General features: G+C 73.1%; 15 protein-coding genes and 3 tRNA genes. 1 reads left to right on the forward strand and 17 read right to left on the reverse strand.

Going from position 1 to position 17,615, the window contains the following annotated elements:
• Positions 1–93 precede the first annotated feature (93 nt).
• The 17 genes from KGD83_RS26215 to KGD83_RS26295 form a co-directional block, all read right to left on the reverse strand.
• Positions 94–687: a TMEM165/GDT1 family protein gene (locus KGD83_RS26215; RefSeq protein ID WP_212641604.1), complete on the reverse strand. Its 594-nt coding sequence runs from the start codon at positions 685–687 to the stop codon at positions 94–96.
• Between the two features lie 327 nt (positions 688–1,014).
• Complete coding sequence (locus KGD83_RS26220; RefSeq protein ID WP_212641605.1) at positions 1,015–2,079, reverse strand: UDP-N-acetylmuramate dehydrogenase; 1,065 nt, start codon at positions 2,077–2,079, stop codon at positions 1,015–1,017.
• 2 nt (positions 2,080–2,081) lie between these two features.
• Complete coding sequence (locus KGD83_RS26225; RefSeq protein ID WP_212641606.1) at positions 2,082–2,510, reverse strand: MaoC family dehydratase; 429 nt, start codon at positions 2,508–2,510, stop codon at positions 2,082–2,084.
• Positions 2,507–2,956, reverse strand: coding sequence for a MaoC family dehydratase N-terminal domain-containing protein (locus tag KGD83_RS26230; protein WP_212641607.1), 450 nt, complete (start codon positions 2,954–2,956; stop codon positions 2,507–2,509). Before KGD83_RS26230 ends, KGD83_RS26225 begins: the two co-directional genes overlap by 4 nt.
• Before the next feature lie 140 nt (positions 2,957–3,096).
• On the reverse strand, positions 3,097–3,261 hold the full coding sequence (gene rpmG / locus KGD83_RS26235) for a 50S ribosomal protein L33 (protein WP_013156089.1): 165 nt from the start codon (positions 3,259–3,261) through the stop codon (positions 3,097–3,099).
• Positions 3,262–3,340: 79 nt separating this feature from the next.
• Positions 3,341–3,416 (reverse strand) — tRNA-Met (locus KGD83_RS26240).
• A gap of 102 nt (positions 3,417–3,518) precedes the next feature.
• A tRNA-Thr gene (locus KGD83_RS26245) sits at positions 3,519–3,594 on the reverse strand.
• 162 nt (positions 3,595–3,756) lie between these two features.
• Positions 3,757–5,787, reverse strand: coding sequence for an AAA family ATPase (locus tag KGD83_RS26250; RefSeq protein ID WP_212641608.1), 2,031 nt, complete (start codon positions 5,785–5,787; stop codon positions 3,757–3,759).
• Positions 5,788–5,914: 127 nt separating this feature from the next.
• A complete protein-coding gene (locus KGD83_RS26255) occupies positions 5,915–10,663 on the reverse strand; it encodes a TIGR02680 family protein (protein ID WP_212641609.1) in 4,749 nt (1,582 codons plus the stop codon).
• Positions 10,608–12,008 carry a TIGR02678 family protein gene (locus tag KGD83_RS26260; protein WP_212641610.1) on the reverse strand — a complete coding sequence of 467 codons (1,401 nt, stop codon included), beginning with the start codon at positions 12,006–12,008 and terminating at the stop codon, positions 10,608–10,610. Before KGD83_RS26260 ends, KGD83_RS26255 begins: the two co-directional genes overlap by 56 nt.
• Positions 12,008–13,630, reverse strand: a complete 1,623-nt coding sequence (locus KGD83_RS26265) for a DUF2397 family protein (protein ID WP_212641611.1) — start codon at positions 13,628–13,630, stop codon at positions 12,008–12,010. Before KGD83_RS26265 ends, KGD83_RS26260 begins: the two co-directional genes overlap by 1 nt.
• Positions 13,631–13,820: 190 nt before the next feature.
• Positions 13,821–14,375, reverse strand: a complete 555-nt coding sequence (locus tag KGD83_RS26270; protein ID WP_212641612.1) for a hypothetical protein — start codon at positions 14,373–14,375, stop codon at positions 13,821–13,823.
• 137 nt (positions 14,376–14,512) lie between these two features.
• Positions 14,513–14,839: a hypothetical protein gene (locus tag KGD83_RS26275; protein ID WP_212641613.1), complete on the reverse strand. Its 327-nt coding sequence runs from the start codon at positions 14,837–14,839 to the stop codon at positions 14,513–14,515.
• A gap of 10 nt (positions 14,840–14,849) precedes the next feature.
• Positions 14,850–15,113, reverse strand: a complete 264-nt coding sequence (locus tag KGD83_RS26280; protein WP_013156082.1) for a hypothetical protein — start codon at positions 15,111–15,113, stop codon at positions 14,850–14,852.
• A gap of 10 nt (positions 15,114–15,123) precedes the next feature.
• Positions 15,124–15,375 carry a hypothetical protein gene (locus KGD83_RS26285; RefSeq protein WP_212641614.1) on the reverse strand — a complete coding sequence of 84 codons (252 nt, stop codon included), beginning with the start codon at positions 15,373–15,375 and terminating at the stop codon, positions 15,124–15,126.
• 56 nt (positions 15,376–15,431) lie between these two features.
• Complete coding sequence (locus KGD83_RS26290) at positions 15,432–15,683, reverse strand: hypothetical protein (protein WP_013156080.1); 252 nt, start codon at positions 15,681–15,683, stop codon at positions 15,432–15,434.
• A 781-nt stretch (positions 15,684–16,464) separates the two neighbouring features.
• Positions 16,465–16,546, reverse strand: a tRNA-Tyr gene (locus tag KGD83_RS26295).
• Between the two features lie 232 nt (positions 16,547–16,778).
• On the opposite strand from KGD83_RS26295, the gene KGD83_RS26300 reads away from it, so the two are divergent.
• On the forward strand, positions 16,779–17,276 hold the full coding sequence (locus KGD83_RS26300) for a YajQ family cyclic di-GMP-binding protein (RefSeq protein ID WP_212641615.1): 498 nt from the start codon (positions 16,779–16,781) through the stop codon (positions 17,274–17,276).
• The last annotated feature ends 339 nt before the right edge of the window (positions 17,277–17,615 follow it).

Raw genomic sequence — 17,615 nt, forward strand, 5'->3', positions numbered from 1 at the left:
GCTCAGGGCTCAGGGCTCGGGGCTCAGGGCTCAGGGCTCGGGGCTCAGGGCTCAGGGCTCAGGGCTCAGGGCTCAGGGCTCAGGGCTCAGGGCTCAGGCGAGGAGCATCCAGGCGCCCTGGCCCAGCATGGCGGCGCCCGCGACGAAGAACAGGGTGGCCGCGCCGATCTGGATGGCGCGCTCGGGCAGCTTCTTGCCGAGCACGGCGCCCAGCGCGATGGCGATGGCGTCGGCCGCGACCATGCCCACGGTGGAGCCGATCCACACGGGCAGCCAGTGGTGCTGGGTGCCGACGGTGATCGTGGCGAGCATGGTCTTGTCGCCGAGTTCGGCGACGAGGAAGACGACGAAGACGGTCGCGAACGCGGAGCGGATGCGCCGGGAGGCGGCGCGGGCCTCGTCCTTGTCGCTCATCTCGTCGCCGCGCAGGGTCCACGCGCCGAAGAACAGGAACGCGACACCGGCGGCGAGGGTGAGCCAGTCGGTGGGCAGCGTCGCGCCCAGGACCTCGGCCAGCAGGACGCTGCCCGCGTGCACGACCGCGGTGGCCGCGGTGATGCCGAGGATGACCGTGAGGGCCCGGTAGCGGGTGGCCAGCGACATGGCCACGAGTTGGGTCTTGTCGCCCATTTCGGCGATGAAGATGGCGAAGGCGCTGAATGCCAGTCCGGCGGCGAACCCCGTCATGTTTCCCCTTCCGTCCGACGTTGTCTGGGCAGAAGGAGGCGGACACCACTTCAACCCGGTCTTTTCCGGGTCAAAGGTCTCGTCCGCTCCTGGCTCGGCGCTTCTGGCCTGGCCGGGCTCGTACGACCGGGCCGCGGGGCGGCCAGTGTGTCGATCGCACGCATTGGGGACTACTCCCCTTCGACGGCTCCGACTTTATGACAGAACAGAAGGGGAATGCAATTCATGGCTTTACTGAATTGTTTTATCAGTCCGCCCTGAAAAACAAGTTGGCCGCGCCCAACTCCGAAATCGGGCGCGGCTGGGACCCGGTCGCGGGGCGCCGGCTCAGAGGGAGACGCCGACCATCACCGGCTCATTGACCAGGCGGACCCCGAAGGCCTCCTCCACGCCCGCCCGCACCTCGCGGGCCAGCTCCAGCAGGTCCTTCGTGGTGGCGCCGCCGGGGTTGGTCAGGGCGAGGCTGTGCTTGCCGGAGATGCGCGCGGGACCGTCGCCGTACCCCTTGGTGAACCCGGCGCGGTCGATCAGCCAGGCCGCGGAGAGCTTGACGTCCCCCCTCGCGTCGGGGTGTCCGGGCACCTGCGCGTCGGCGCCCAGACGGGCGGCCGCCCGTTCGCGCACGGCCGCGAACTCCTCGGCGGTGACCACCGGGTTGGTGAAGAACGACCCGGCGCTGCGGGTGTCGGGGTCGGCGGGGTCGAGGACCATGCCCTTGCCCCTGCGCAGCCCGAGGACGGTCTCACGCGCCCGCTCCAGCGGCACCCGGGCGCCCGCCTCGGTCCCCAGGGCGCGGGCCACCTCGGCGTAGGCGATCGGACGGCTGAGCTTGGAGCGGCGCAGCGCGAAGACCACCTCGCACACCACGTGGCGGTCGTCGCCCTTGAAGACGCTGTCGCGGTAGCTGAAGCCGCACTCGGCGTTGGTCATCCGGCGCCGTTCACCGGTGCGCCGGTCGTGGACGAGCACCTCTCGGATGGTCTGGCTGACGTCCTGGCCGTAGGCGCCCACGTTCTGGATGGGCGTGGAGCCGACCCGGCCGGGGATGCCCGACAGGAACTCCAGCCCGCTGAGGCCCTCGGCCACGACGCGCTCCACCAGCGGGTCCCACTCCACGCCCGCTTCGGCGCGCAGCAGCACGACAGGTTCGCCCTCCTCGTCGGTGCCCGCCTCCTCGAAGGAGACTCCCCCGGAGTCCACGAGGACCACGGTCCCGGGGAAGCCGTCGTCGGAGACCACGAGGTTGCTGCCCCCGCCCAGGACGAGGACGGGCTCGCCGGCGGCGTCGGCGCGGGTCACGGCGGAGACCAGCTCGTCGGTGGTGCCCGCGACCAGGAAGGTCCGCGCCGGGCCGCCCAGGCGCAGGGTGGTGTACTCGGAGAGTGCGGTCACGTCTACCTCGCCAGGCGCACGGTGGCCTTGGACTGCACCAGGACCTTGGCGCCGCCCGACCGCGCGGTCAGCAGCACCGTGACGGTGCCGTCGTCGTTCTTGGTCTTGACCTTGCCGCCGACGGTGATCTCGGCGCCCTCGTCGTCGTCGGGGACCACCACGGGCGCGGAGAAGCGCACCGAGTAGTCGACGACGCAGCCTGGGTCGCCCGACCAGTCGGTGAGCACCCGCGCGGCCTCGGCCATGGTGAACATGCCGTGCGCGATGACGTCGGGCAGTCCCACCGACTTGGCGAAGCGCTCGTTCCAGTGGATCGGGTTGAAGTCGCCCGAGGCGCCCGCGTAGCGGACCAGGTCCAGGCGGCGGACCGGGAAGGTGCGCTCGGGGAGCTCGGTGCCGACCTCGACGTCGGCGTGGCGCAGCCTGCTCATGCCTCTCCTCCTCGCGCGACCAGCATCATCGTGGCGGTGACCACGTGCTCGCCGTCGGCGTCGTGTGCCGCGGTCTCCAGGGTGATCAGCTCGTTGCCGCCCAGGGCCCGGATGGCCGTGATGCGGGTGACGCTGCTCAGGACGTCCCCGGCGTACAGCGGACGGCTGTAGCGGAAGCTCTGGTCGCCGTGCACGACCCTGGAGAAGTCCAGGCCGAGGTCGGGGTCGGCGATGGCCTGTGCCGAGCCCGCCATCCCCAGGATGACCGGGAATGTGGGCGGGGCGACCACGTCGGGGTGTCCGGCCGCCCGGGCCGAGTCCTGGTCGGTGTAGACCGGGTTGGGGTCGTTGACCGCCTCGGCGAACTCACGGATCTTGCCCCGGGTGACCTCGTAGGCCTCCGGCGCGGGGTACTCCCGGCCGAGGTAGTCAGGGTTGATCGCCACGCTCTCTCCTGTCGTGAAGGGGCCCGGACACGCGAACAGCCCGGTGAGCGGATCGCTCACCGGGCTGGAAGCCTTCGAGAACTGCCTCTGCGACGTCGCGGCGGAGACGATCGCGCTCGACAGGGGCGCTCGCGCGGGACTTAACGGGTCTCGCGGTGCTCGTTGTGCTTGCGGCAGTTCGGGCAGAACTTCTTGATCGCGAGACGGTCGGGGGTGTTCCGACGGTTCTTGCGGGTGATGTAGTTCCGGTGATTGCACTCCTGGCAGGCCAGGGTGATCTTCGGCCTCACGTCGGTGGCAGCCACTTCGGAGTGCCTTTCTCGCTGGAAACAGTAGTAAGCGCCCGCGACGACCCCTGAGATGTGGGCTCAGGGGTCAGCGGGTTGGTAGCGGGGGCCGGACTTGAACCGACGACACAGCGATTATGAGCCGCTTGCTCTACCGACTGAGCTACCCCGCCCCGATCAACGGGACCACAACCCTACCAGGGCTGTGACCCGGTGCAGGCCGGCGGATGCTCCCTCCGGCCACCCACCTGAGTGGACCGTACCCCGTCAAGTGGTGGAGCCCCTTTACGGAATCGAACCGTAGACCTTCTCCTTACCATGGAGACGCTCTGCCGACTGAGCTAAAGGGGCGCGCTGGTGGGGCTTTCTCTCGTCCGCCCCGGGGGCGTTGCCCCCTTGCGCTGGTCATGACTATACAGGGATTCGGGGGTGGTCTGCCAAATCGAACGCCCCCGGCCCGCACCCGGGCGCCGAAACCCCTGCTCACAGCTGGTCCGGCGCCCCGACTGTGACTCAGACCGCCTCGACCCACACGTTGGACATCGCGTCCCGGTTGATCCTGCGGATGTCGGCGGGCAGGCCCAGCCTGCGCAGGGCGTCGGACAGGCGGGTGTCGTGGGTGAACACGATCAGCTGCCGGTGCCTGCCCACCTCCGCCAGCACCGCGGACAGGCCCTCCACGGTCTCGGTGTCCATCGCCTGGACCGGGTCGTCCAGGACCAGGAAGCCGAAGGGGTTGCCCTCCACCAGGGTGCGCGGCAGGCAGATGGACAGCGCCAGCGCCTGGAACTCGCCCTGGCTCAGGAGCCCGGGCGCGCTGGTCTGGTCCCCGACTCCGTCGACCGACACGTCCACCTCGACCCGGCGCCGGGCGCCCCGGCCGATCAGCCGCATGCCCTGGAGGTCGATGTGCCGTTCCTGGCGCAGCCGGTACCAGACCTGCTCGGCCTGCGCGGCGACCGGCCCCAGCCGCTCCTCGCGCAGGATCCTCGCCTGCTCCGACAGCCAGTTCAGCCCCGCCTCGGCCCCGTTGAGGACCTCGCGCGCGGTGAGGGCGTCCTGGGCGTCGTCCAGCCACCCCGAGAGCTGCTCGGCCAGCTCCGACCAGCCGCCGGTCGGGTCCTCCAGCCGCTCGCTCGCGTCCCGGCGGGCGCTCACCGCGGCCGCCCGCAGCCTGCGGCCGACCGTTTCGACGTGCTCGGCCAGCTCTGCCAGGTCCTCGATGTCCGCGCCGGACTCCCACAGCGACCACACCTGGCCCAGCTCGCTCTCCGGCGGCAGCCAGCCCGGCGCCGGGGACATCAGGAAGCGGGCCTGGTCCCTGGCCGCGTCGGCTCGCTCGTAGGCGGCCGAGACCACGGCCGCCTGCGGCTTGAGGGCGCGCAGCTGGGCGTTGGCCCGGCGCGTCCAGTCGGCGCCCAGCGGCGAGGAGCACGTGGGGCACTCGGTCTCGGAGGGGTGGCGCTGGTGGTGTTCGAGCGCCTGTTCCAGGAGCCTGACCACCCCGTGCGCGCGGTCGCCCTTGCTGCCCGCGGCCATGGCCAGCTCCATGGACGCGCCCCGCAGCTCGTTGACCACGTCGGACATCAGCGCCCGCTCGGGCACGGCCAGCCGCCGCAGGCGGCGCAGGACCGTGTGCAGCTCGGGGTCGCTGGGCGAGGTGTCGGAGGCGAGCCTGCGCAGGGCGTCCATGTCGAAGTAGGAGGCGGTGAGGAGCTGGACGGCCTGGGCGGCCCTGGGGTCGTCGGAGGCCCGGAGCGCGTCGAGCAGGAACCGCAGCTCCCGCGAGGGGCGGTCGCGGCGCTTGGCGAGCCCGTCGCACACCTTGGCGAGGCGGCGCTCGGCCTCCGTCAGGCCGCTGAGCCCGAGCAGGCCGGTGAGCGTGTCGTACAGCTCGGCCGAGCGCCCGGTGACCGTGCGGCCGAGTTCGTCGTAGGACAGGAAGGGGCGGTAACGCACGAGGTTGTCGCCCCAGTCCATGGTCCGGAGGGGGGAGACCTCGCCGTCGGGGCGGACGACCTCGCCGCGCGCGGAGCGGACGCTCTCGCCCGTCCACCTGCGGCTGATACGGGTGGAGCCCTCGTCCCCGGCGACGCGCACGTCCACGGTCGCCTCGGTGCGCTCGTCGTAGTGGAGGTTGCGCCAGCCGTCGCGCCAGCCCGTGGGCATGGCGTCCCACCGGGGGTTGCGGCCGGTGAGGGCGGCCTCGGCGGCCTCGGCGAAGCTGGACTTGCCCGAACCGTTGCGCCCGACGATCACGGTCAGTCCGGGACCTGCGTCGAAGGCGAGTTCGGCGGGGCGGCCGATGCCCCGGAAGCCCTGGACCCTGATCCCGGTGAGGTAGGTCCGCCGGACCCTGCCCGCGGGCGGCTCGGCGACGGGTTCCGGCTCGGGGACGCGCTCACCCCTCAGGCGGGCCTCCAGGGCGTCCTCGCCCCACAGGGCGGCGCCTACCCAGGAGCTGACCTCCCGGGGCAGCCCGGAGCGCGCCAGAGCGTCCAGGAGCGCCGTCCCACCCTCGAACGTCTCGGGTACCCGAGTCACTTCGTCACCCCGTTCACGTGTCGTCTCCGCACAAGCAGACTAGGACAGGACGGGAGGAAGCACTCGCCGAACGCCGGTCTCCGTCGCGGAAGGGGCCGACTGGCCTCCTCCCCCGCCGCGGTCTCCCCTACACCCCCACCAGGCGCCTCCTGCTCCCGTCCCATGTGAAGTGCAGGGTGGCGATCCCGGGCACGTTCGGGTCCCGCAGGCACTCGTAGATGTTGAGGCTGGGGACGCTGGCGAAGCAGCCCCACACCCGTTCCGAGGTCAGGACGAAGTCCAGGTCCAGTTCGACCAGCAGGCCCAGCAGGCGCCCGTGCGTGGGCTCGTCGACCTTGGCGAAGGCGTCGTCGAGCAGGATCAGCCTCGGCGCCCACGGAGCCCGGGCCGCCAGGGCGTCGAAGTGCGCGGCGGCGGCCGCGAACAGCACCAGGTAGGCCACCACGCGCTGCTCGCCCTGGCTGAGCGCCGTGCGGTGCCCCAGGCGCCGCTCGTCGCCCGCGCCGTCGGTCACGTACACGGTGAAGGTGAACCAGGACCGGTAGTCCAGGGCCGCGCGCAGCTGCGCGCCCCCCGTGGCGGTGGGGTCCAGGCGGCGGATGGCCTCGATGCAGCGCCGGAGCGCGTCGCGCAGCCGGGTCGTCTGCACGCGGGTCCGCTCCCGGGCCGGGGTGGCCAGGAGCGGCACGACCGCCTCGATGTCCGCGCCGGCGTCGGGGGCCAGCCGCCAGTCCAGGCGCACGCCCAGGCCGGCAGAGGTGGTGACGTCCTTGAGGACGTCGTTCATGGTGGCGATGAGGGCCCTGGCCTCCTCGACCTGGCGTGCCAGGTGGCCGGCCAGCTCCCCGAGCAGGTGCCGTTCGAAGGCCTCCTCCTCCGCGATCGCGACGCTCTCCTCGGCCCCGGCGACCGCGGCGGCGATCCGTTCGGCGTAGGCGGTGACGTCGTGCGCGCCGTCCTCGTCGTGGACGGTGAGGCGCTTGACGCCCCGGGGTTCGCTCATCTCGGTGCGGACCTGCGTCCAGCCAGCCGAGGCGAGCACCCGGTCCAGGTCCTCGCGGCTGGCCAGGACCGTGCTGTCGTCGACCCGGGGCGCGTCCGCCGCCTCGTCGCCCTCCGGGGGGGCCAGGCCCTCCTCCATCGCGATGACGAAGGCCTCCAGCAGGGCGAGGCGGGAGTCGGGCCCGGGGGGCGCGGTCTCGGCGCGGGCGGCCAGGTAGGCGGCCAGGGGCGCGTCCTCCTCGGCGCACGCGCCCAGGCCCGCGGCGCGCAGCAGCACGGCGTCGGGGGCCTCGGTCCCCGACGCGTCGGTCCCGGTGACCGAGGCGACCAGGCCGTCCCCGGCCGCGAGCGCGCGGCTCACCTGCTCGGCGCGCTCACGCGTGGCCGCGGCCAGGCGCGCCTCGGCGCTGACCCGTTCGTCCCGGGCGCGCTGGGCGTCGCGTTCGAGTTCGGGCAGCCGCTGGGCGGCCTCCTCGGCTCTGGCCCCGACCTGCTCGCGTGCGGCGTCGAGCTGTTCGTCGGCCGCGCCACGCGCCCGGTCGCCGAGTTCGATCTGGCGGCGGACGGTGATCATGTCGTCGATCGCCGCGGCGCGGGCATCCTCGGCCAGCACCCGGTCGGCCCGGACGGCCCGCCAGGCGGCGACGTGGTGCTCGTGGTCGGCGAGCTCCCAGGCCAGGACGTCAAGGTCGCGCAGCGCGGAGGCGATGAGGACGCGCAGGTGGTCCAGGGCGCGCAGGGCGCTGTCCAGGTCGGCGCGCGCGGTGGGCAGGTCCCTCTCCCCCGCGGCGGGTCCGCCCTCCTGTGTGCCCTCCACCGCGGAGGCGCGGCGCAGGCTCTCGCGGACGTCGAGCAGTTCGGCCCGGCAGTCCTCGGCCGCGTCGCGGGCCACGTCGTGGGCGCGGCGCGAGGCGGCCACGTCGTCCCGGGCGGTCTCCAGGGCGGCCCAGGCGCGGATGAGGGGGGCGGCGTCGGGCAGGTCGCGGGAGACCTCCAGGAGTTCGGCGTAGGAGTGCTCGACGGCCCAGCGGCGCTCGCCCGCCTCGGCGAGCAGGGCCTCGGCGATCGCCATGCGCCGGTCGGTGTTGGCGGTGGTGCGGTCGCGGGCCCGTTTGCGGGCGGCCTCGCCGATGTACTCGGGTTCGCTCTTGTAGTGGGCGCCGGAGGCCACGCCCAGGCGCCAGCCGCCGGAGAGGGACACGGCGCTGGAGAGGGCGACGGCTCCGGGGCTGTCCTTGCGGTGGCGCGGTTCGGCCTCGGCGTCCTCGGGGTCGCGGACTTGCTCGGCCCCGGAGTCCAGGGCGATGGAGGAGAGCAGGGCGCGCAGGGTGTCGGGGGCGACGCCGCGTCCGGTGGTGGGCCCGGCGGCCGGGACGAGCACGTCGAGCAGCGTCCGGCCTCGGACGGGGCGCGACAGTGCGGGGACCGGCACCGGGGAGACCATGAGGTCGCGCGTGGTCGGGTCGTGCAGGGCCCCGTCGGCGCGGACCCAGCCCGCCAGCAGTCCGCTGGCCTCCAGGGCGGCCTCCAGGCCGGCCTGCTCGCGCGTGCTGAGCCCGTCCGCGAAGTCGACGGCCAGGTAGAGGGGGAGGCCGTCCCCCTCGGGGCGCGGGTAGGTGGCCCATCCGGGGCGCTCGGGGGCGTGCTCGGCGTTCTTGGTGCGCCGGTCCGCCAGTTCCGCGAGTTCGCCGGAGAGCTGGCCCTCCTCCCCGACGGCCACGTCGCGGCGTGCGCGCAGTTCCTCCAGGAGGGGGTCCACGGCGGCGTGCGCCAGGCGGGCCACCCTGCCGGGGACCGCGGGGTCCAGGACGCGCAGCGCGTCGTCGATGGGCAGTTCGACGCTGCCCTCCAGCTCGTGGATGGCCCCGCCCAGGGCGTGCGCGTGGCTGGAGTCGCGCAGCCGGGCGGACCACTCACGTACGCCCTCGGCGTAGGCGGCGCTCTGGCGCCGTACGAGGCCGACGGCGTCCTGCTCGCGCTGGTGGGCGCGTTCGAGCACGGCGTCGGCGGACTCGGCCTCGCTGGTCAGCGCGACGAGGCGGCGGTCGGCGGCGGCCTCGGCGGCGGTGAGCCCGGTCAGGCGGGCGGCCAGGTCGGCGCGGTCGGCGGCGCGGTCGGCGGCTCCGGTGAGGCGGTCGTGGAGGCGGCCCAGGCGTTCGCGCAGGCCGTCCAGGTCAACGCCCTCGACGGGTTCGCGTTCGACGGCCTGTTCCAGTCCGCGCAGGTCGACCCGGGTGGTGCTCTCGCGGGGGGCGTGGACGGTGGCGACCGGGTCGGGGACGGTGCCGAGGACGCCGGGATCCATGCCCGCCGCGGAGGCGGCGCGCGCGGCCTCGGCGTGGGTCTGGCGCAGGACGTCGAGCGCGCGCTCGATCGTGGCGGTGTCCTCGCCGATGCGCTCGACGGTGTGGCGTTCGACCCGTTCGGCGTGCTCGGCGGCCACCCAGGCGGCCTCGGCCGCGCGGATGTAGGCGCCCACGGCGGCGTCGTAGGCGCGGCGCTCGCCGTCCGTGGCGGTGGCGGCGCCGCCCTGGGCGGCGGCGAGGGTCGTGTCGTCGGACCGGGCGGTGTCGCGGGTGCGGCGGGCCTGGTCGCGTTCCTCGGAGATCTGGCTCTCCGCCGTGATGAGGTCGTCGAGTTCGGCGCGCAGCCGCTCGGTCTCCTCGGTGCGGTCCGCGGCGGCGTCGATCTGCTCGCGCACCTCGGCGGCCCGGGCGCGCAGGGTGTGGACGAGGTAGCCCCGGTAGTCCTCCAGGAAGGCGGTGACGCCCGCCCCGGCCTCGGTGAGGGCGTCCTTGTCGGAGCGGGCCCGCTCCAGGTCGGCGATGTTGCGGGCGACCTCGTCCAGGATCGTCTCGTCCATGGGCGGCAGCGCCTCGGACAGGACGCCGACGAGTTCCCCGGCCTCCAAGCGGTCGCCGATGGTGGGGCGGCGCAGCCGGTAGAGCAGGTGGATGAGGTTGCGGTAGCGGACGGAGTCGTCGATGCCGAACAGGTCGTGCATCACGCGGGCCCGGTAGGGGACGGGGCTGGTGAAGCAGTTGTCGGCGCCGATCTCCGAGCGGAGGCGGTCGACGGGCTTGGGGCGGCCGTCGGTGACGAGTTCGAGGTCGTGGCCGACCCGGCGGTCGGTGACGAAGAACACGCACCGCGGGTCGGAGTCGCCGACCGCCATGACGGCGGCGCCCAGGGTCAGGTGGCTGGGCGGGGCGTCGGGGTCGCGGGGCTCGGGTTCGCGCGCCGCCGCGCCGGACTCGGCGGCGGTGGCCGCCGCGCTGGCGGCGAGGAGCGCGGAGGCGCTGCTGGCGCCGGTACCGGCGAGCAGCGCGGAGGCCCCCCGGCCGGTTCCGGAGCGGGCCGCGGCGTCGAGTCCTCGGTCGCCGCGCTCGGTGGTGAACTCCACCCACAGGTAACCGAGCCGGGTGGCGGGGCCGGACTCCTCCTCGGCGGAGCCGCCGGGGGCGTCGGCGCCGTGCGGGCCTTCGGCGGGTGCGTCCTCCGCGCCCGGGCCGCCGAGCAGGTCGGGACCGTCCTCCTCGGCTCCGTGGAGGCGGCCGGGCCGCGTGTCCTCGGCCATGAGCCAGCGCAGGCTGGTGCGGTTGGTGCCCGTGGTGTCCAGGCGGCGCACGTCGCCGTCGAGCAGGAAGGGGAGCAGCATCTCCAGCGCCTTGGACTTGCCCGCGCCGTTGCGGCCGCGCAGCAGCAGACGACCCTCCGCGAAGTCAAGGACGTGGTCGTCGTACTGCCAGACGTTGCGGATGCCCGCGCGTTCGAGCCGGTAGCGGGGGACGCCGTCGGAGGCGCCGGTACCGGCGGAATCAGCCGGACCCGTCGCCGCCGCTTCCGGGGCCTGGCTGGTCTCCTGAGTCACCACTGGTCGCGCTCACCTTCTCGTTCGCCACCGCTTGCAGCACGGACGCCACCCGGCCCAGGTCGCCGCGGGGGTCGGCGGGAGCGTCGGGGGCGTCGGGTCCACCCTCGTCGTCGCCGGGGGCGCGCACCGGATCGGGGTGTGTCCGGCTGTCTTCGTCATTGTCCTGGATCGGGGGGACGCGGATGTCCGTTTCGGCCCCGTAGCGGGCGGCCGCGGCGGTGAGCCGCCACCGTCCGGGGGCGCCCCGCAGCAGTCCGAGGTCGGCCAGCAGGACCAGGACCCGCTCGCGGAGCCGTCCGGGGTCGGGGATCTCGGGTCCCGCGGTGCGGGCCCACTCGGCCCGCGCGGGCGCGTCGGCGCCGCAGAGGGCCTCCAGCGCGGTGTTCATCTCCTCCTCGGGAACCGGGGCGGAGGTGGCGGGGCGGCCGGGTTGCAGGCGGCCGGAGAGGTGGCGGACCAGGGCCAGGGCGACCTGTCCGGCGGGGTCGTCGGAGGGGAAGACCGGTCGGGCGCCCGCCTCGTCGGGCATCACGAGGGCGACGCCCTCGGCGCGGACCTCGGTGTCGCAGCCCAGGAGGTTGCCGAGCGCCGCGGCGGCCCGCCACTGGTGCGCGGCGAGGCGGTCGCGCTGGCGGTCGGGGAGTTCCTCGCGGTAGACGACGGCGGTCTCGGCGAGGAGCCTGCGCAGGGCGGTCTCGCCCTGGTGGTCGCCCTCGGGGTCGGTGTCGCGTGCGGCGGCGAGGAAGGAGTCGGGGTCGTCGGAGGCGCGGGGCAGGTGGACGGCGACCGAGCGCAGGACCTGCGTGTGCGGGATCAGCTCCGCGTCGGCGGAGGGGTCCTCACGGTGGTCGGCGATGGTGCCGAAGTCCTCGGTGAGGGCGCCTAGCGAGACCAGGTGGAGCAGGGCGGCGCAGAAGGCGCGGCGCTCGGCGAGGCCGCGCTCGGGGTCGGCGTCGACCCCGGCCTCGTGCGCGGCGGAGCGGACCCGCGCGGCCAGGCCCCGGACGGTGGTGGGGCCGCGCTCCTCGACCAGGACGGCCAGGGACAGCGCGAGGTAGGTGTGCGTGCGCGGGGTGAAGGGGGCGCCGGTCACGCGTGCGAGGGGGCGCGCGACCTCGGTGACGAGGCCGCGTTTGATCAGCCGGGCGTGGTCCTCGGCGACGGTCAGGCGGTAGCCGAGCACGCGTTGGAACCGTTGGACGAGCCACTCGGTGTGGGAGCGCACGAGGGCGAACTCGGCGGGGCGGGTGCGCTCGGTGAGCAGGGGGTGGGCCAGGAGGGCGCGGGCCGCGGCCTGGCGTTCGCCGATGAGCGCGGCGTCCTCGCTGTAGGTGTCCGTCTCCATCACTCCCACGATCGCTTCTCGGGCGGGTTCGCGGACAGGTCGTCCGGACCGGGGGGACGCGGGTCCGGTCCAGGGAGGTTACCGGTGGGTTCGGTGTCCTCGGGGCGGGGCGCCGCGTCGGGGTCCGGCGAGGGTCGCGGGGACGCCGGGGGGGCCGGAACCCCCAGGATGTCCGCGTAGGACGGGGCGGTGGGCGTCCCGGGGACCTCCGGGACGGACGGGGCGCCGGGGTGCGTGGAGTACGGCGGGACCGCCGGAGAGCGGGGGGAAGGGGGTTCCGTCGACGCGGCCGGTGTACGGGGGGCACGGGGTGCGGCCGGGGACAGTCGGGCCTTCGGGTCCTCGGAGGCGGGCGGGGCGAAGGGGTTGCGGGGCGCGGACGGGGCCTCGGATGCCGCGGGACCTGTCGGAACGGAGGAAGCCGCCGGAGCCTCGGTGCCGGTAGGGGCGTCCGGGCTGGTCGAGCGGTCCGGGGCGGCGGGGTGTCCGGAGGCGGCGGAGCCCAGCGGATCGTCTGAGGTCTCGGCGCTCTGGGGTGTACCGGGAATCCGCGGGTCGAAGGGGTCCTCAGGGCTGTCGGAAACGGACGGTGCTGCCGAGGCCTGGGCGTCGACAGGGGCGTCCGGGCTCGCGGTAGCGGCGGAGTCGGCGGGGGCTGGTGGGCCGTCCGGGGACTCCGCGCTCCCGGACGTGACGGGAATCCGCGGGTCGGAGGGGGGCTCGGGACCTTCGGAAACGGACGGTCCTGCCGGGTCCTCGGGGTCCTTCGTGTCCGCTGGGGCCGGGGGAACCGTCGATGCCCCGGTGTCAGCGGCGCCGTCCGGGGACTCCGAGTGCTCGGAGGCGCCCGGGGCACGAGAGGCGGAAGGGGCAGCAGGAGCGCCCGGGCTCGCGGAGGCGTCGTCCCCCTCGGGGGCACCGGCCGCGAGGGGGTCCGCCCCGTCCTCCTCCGGCTCCTCGGGGAGCGGGTCGAGGTCACCGGGGCCGTGCTGCTCGTAGGGGGTCACCAGCAGGCGCAGGCCCTCCAGGGTCAGCTCCCCGCCCTCGCCCCGGATGGTGACGTCGGCGCCCGGCGCGGCGACGACGTGCAGGCGCAGCGCGAACTCCAGGTCCCCGGCGGAGGTGGGGCGCCTGCTGGCGTCACCGGAGCCCAGGGCCGCGGTGAGGAGCTCCATCAGGACCTCCATCCCGGCCCCGGACAGGTCCAGGCGGGCGCGGCGGCCCGTGGGCTCTGTGAGCAGGGAGCGGATCTGCGCGGCACCGGCGCGGCGCCAGTGGGCGGAGGACTCGGCCGCGTCGCGCAGGCGCGCCTGTTGGGCGCGGTGGTCGCTCACCGGCTCGGGCGGTCGGGCGCCCGGGTGCTCGGTGACGGTGCTGCGGTCGGCGTCGGCCTGCCACCAGCTGGTGGTGGCGGCGACACCCTCGTCCACCCTTCCCTCCAGGTGGAGCGCCGGGTGGAGGGCGTACGAGGCGGCGGCGAGGGCGTCGGCGCGGTCCGGGTCGGCCTCCTCGAACCAGGCGGCCAGGCGCAGCAGAGAGGCGCGGCCGTGCCGTGGCGTCGGCCGCCCGTCGGCGCCGCGTCCGTCGTCCGCGTGGTTGTCCGTCCACTGGTTGAGTCCCACAACTCAGCAGACTAGAGACCTCACGGGCGCGCCACGCCCGTTTCGGCCCCCTCCGGTCCCGGAAAGAGGGCCGCGTCACCCGTTTTGAGCAGGAGTTATGTACTTTTGAGGAACTTTGGCATGATTCTGCGGAGGGAGGCGAAGCTCACCTCCACCGGACACGGCCGTCTGCCCCGGCGCCCGGTCCGGATCACTCGGGTTCGGGCAGCGTCAGGGTTTCGCTGTCGACCTCCTGCAGCGTCCCGATCATCTCCTCCGACATCTCCTCGCCGTAGTCGGTGATCGTGTACGTGGAGAAGTACATGGTGCCGTCGACGTCCACCGGGTCGCCCAGCTCGACCTCGACCTCGTAGGGGTCGTCCTGACACCCCTCCTGCATGCACCAGGTCCCCTTGACCCCTCCCTCGCCGCGCGCGACCTCGTCCGCCCACGTGCCCCACTCCATGTCGGTGAAGGTGGTGAACTCCGTGGCCACGTACTCGGTGGGCGTCTGGTCGTCGAACCCGTTCTCGTTCCCGTACCGGTTGAGGACGAAGGTCCCGCTGCTCTGGTCGCCGTCCTCCTGCGGAGTGGGCCGCGTCTCCTCCGGACTGGCCTGCTCCTGCGGACCGGCGGTCTCCCCCTGCGGGCTCTGCTCCGTCTCCGGGGCATTCGTGGCCGCGGGCGGGTCGGGCACGCTCAACTGCTCTCCGCAGCCGGTGGCGGCCAACAGCAGTACCGCTCCCGTCAGGACCGTGCGCTTCATCTGGCATCTCCCCCCACGTCGGTTCCCTCGGATGTCCTACCTGCGGCAAGGCCCTCCGGCAGGCTGCCGGAGGGCCTCGACGAACCACTCGCGTTTTCCGTCACTGCGGGATCTGGGATCCCGCCACCCGGAGGTGGCTAGTACCCGTTGCCCCCGTCTTCACCCTCGTCCTTGTGACCCTCCGAGTCGCCGCTGTCGCGGCCCTCGGAGCTGTCGTGCTGGACGTTGGTGCTGGCGGGACCGTTGACGCAGTCACCCGTCGTCTGTGGCGACAGGATGGGCACGGTCACACCGGCCAGGCCGACGGACAGCTGGGCGTTGCAGATCTGGACCGGAACCAGCTGGAGGTTCTGGTTGAACTGCTGGCCGCCGCCGTGCGAGCTGGCGAACACGGGTGAGGCGGCGAGCATTGCGCCCAGGGCGACACCGGCGATGGCGGTGGCCGCCGTGAACTTGCGCAGCATGCCGGGTCTCCTAGTCGATGTTGGTGCTGACCGGGCCGTTGGTGCAGTCGCCGGTGGTGTCGGGCGACAGGATCGGCGCGGTGACCCCGACGAGGAGGCCCACGGTCAGGTCCGTGTTGCACAGCTGCACCGGAACCAGCTGGAGGTTCTGGTTGTACTGCTGGTCGCCGCCGTGCGAACCGTGCGACTCACCCGCGGAGGCGGGCGTGGCGGCCAGGATGGCGCCCAGGGCGACACCGGCGATGGCGGTGGCGGTGGTGAACTTGCGCAGCATGCCGGGTCTCCTAGTCGATGTTGGTGCTGATCGGGCCGTTGGTGCAGTCGCCGGTGGTGTCGGGCGACAGGATCGGGATGGTGACCGCGACCAGGCCGACGGTGGCGTCCGTGTTGCAGAGCTGGACCGGAATGGCCTGCAGGTTCTGGTTGTACTGCTGGTCGCCGCCGTGCGAACCGCTGGCGGAGGCCGGGGAACCGGCGAGGACGACACCGAAAGCGGCACCAGCGACGAGGCCGGCAACTCCGAGCTTACGCAGCATTGAATTACCCTTCGAGAAAGTTTGAGATAGCGTTTCTTGCGGACGGATTGCCGGAACTAGCTGATGTTGGTGCCGACGGGGCCGTTCGTGCAGTCGCCCGTGGTCTGCGGCGACAGGACCGGCACGGTCACGGCGACCAGGCCGACGCTGGCCTGCAGGTTGCAGGACTGGATCGGGACCAGCTGGAGGTTCTGGTTGAACTGCTGGTCACCACCGTGCGAACCACTGGCGTGAGCCGGGGCTCCCATGAGGAGCGCGCCCATCGCGGCACCGGCGACCAGGCCAGCAACGGCCATCTTCTTGAACATGACTTCCCCCGAGAATCGGTTACGAGGTATTGACAGAAAAAGACTCAGGCGCTTGTTGCACCTGTGTCGCGGTGGACTGGGGCAATCATCATCCGGCCCTCGGTTTTTGTCAACGCCGAAACTCGCGAAGCATTTTGTCCAGATTGTCGCGACCATTCTTTTCGCACTGACCGCGAATGGTCACATTGGCTTTCTTTCCGCCCGACACACCCAAAGGGCCGACTCCGTGCCAAGACATCTCCGGACCGGCGAAGCGGACACATCACCCGCCATCTCCGCAGAAGGGACGGATTCCGCGTGCCAGTCCTCCGAGGCCGACGGCGAAACCGCAGGTCAGCGCCCACCCGTACACAAGACGCGCTCGCGGCGCCCACGACGGGACAGCGGCCATTCGCGTTATCCGTCCGTGTCTCGAACGCGACGGATCCGCGACCGGCCGTATCCGGAAAACAGCGCCGCACGGGGTCCGGAACACCCTCCGACCGCCGGAGGGGCGAGGGGAATGTGACCCGCGTCTCCCCCACTGTGGGGTGACGCGCCCACGTCGGGACGGAGGCTCGCCAGGGGCGCCGCGCGAGGCGTCCGGACGGCCCCGGGGGACGGCGGCCGCGCGGGTGGCCGCGACGGGCGCGGGCGGGCTACCGGGGTGATCGGCGACACACCCGGAATCGCGGCCTGGGAGCGTTCCGCGGCCGTTGCGCGGACACCCGCGCGGGGCCGGGAACGCGAGTAGGCCCCGGCGCCCAGCGTTTCCGCTGGTCACCGGGGCCTACTCCCCGTGTGGCAGGTCAAGGATTCGAACCTTGGAAGGCAAAGCCGACGGATTTACAGTCCGCTCCCATTGGCCGCTCGGGCAACCTGCCTGGGCTGCGGCGACGTGTTCGTCGCGGCGCATCACCGAGAATAGCGGATGATCCGCCCGAACCTGAAATCGGTTGTCCGGGCGCGCCCCGACCGGGCACGTCGGGCGTCCGATCGGCGCGCGGCTAAGCTCTGAGGACCGTCCGCGCGGGGTACCTGCGCGGCGACGAGTAACCCACGCGGGCGTCCACGGGCGCCCGCGACCCATGAAGACCTAGCGGGGTGTGAGCGAACGTGGCCGCCGAATCCAGTTTCGACGTCGTGTCCAAACTCGACCGTCAGGAGGTCGACAACGCGCTGAACCAGACCGCCAAGGAGCTGGCCCAGCGGTTCGACTTCAAGGGCACCGGGACCACCATCGCCTGGCAGGGCGATGACGGGATCGAGGTCAGGGGCAACTCCGAGGAGCGGGTCAACGCCGCCCTGGAGGTCTTCAAGGAGAAGCTGGTCAAGCGCAAGCTCTCCCTGAAGATCCTGGACCCCGCCGACGAGCCCCGGCTCTCGGGCAAGGAGTACCGCCTTCCGGTCGGCCTCAAGGAGGGCATCACCTCCGAGGACGCCAAGAAGATCTCCAAGCTGATCCGCGACGAGGGCCCCAAGGGCGTCAAGGCCCAGATCCAGGGCGACGAGCTGCGCGTCAGCTCCAAGAAGAAGGACGACCTCCAGAACGTCCAGAACCTCATCAAGGAGAAGGACTTCGACCTGGCGCTCCAGTTCGTCAACTACCGCTAAGGGCTGTTCTTTGAACCGGTCTCGGCTTGCGGGGGCCGGTTCGGGCGCCCACGGGGTTCCGGAGGGGCCGGAGACGGGTTCCCGTGGGGGAACCGCGCCGTAGGCGTCGGTTGAGGGTGGTGGCGGGCGACGGGTGGGCGCGGGCGAACCCGTCACCCGTCATAGGCGCCGAAGGTCCCCGTTCTCCGGGCGCCCGGACACGGGCCGGAGCGGAGGTCCGAGAAAACACTGCCTGGCGGTGGCGGACCGGCAGGCTTAGCCGACGGCGAGGACACGACGGCCGCCCGTCCCCGAGGGGAGGGCGGCCGTCGCCGTCCCACCGCACCGGCGTGGTCGGGC

This window comes from Nocardiopsis akebiae (assembly GCF_018316795.1).
Lineage (GTDB): Bacteria > Actinomycetota > Actinomycetes > Streptosporangiales > Streptosporangiaceae > Nocardiopsis > Nocardiopsis dassonvillei.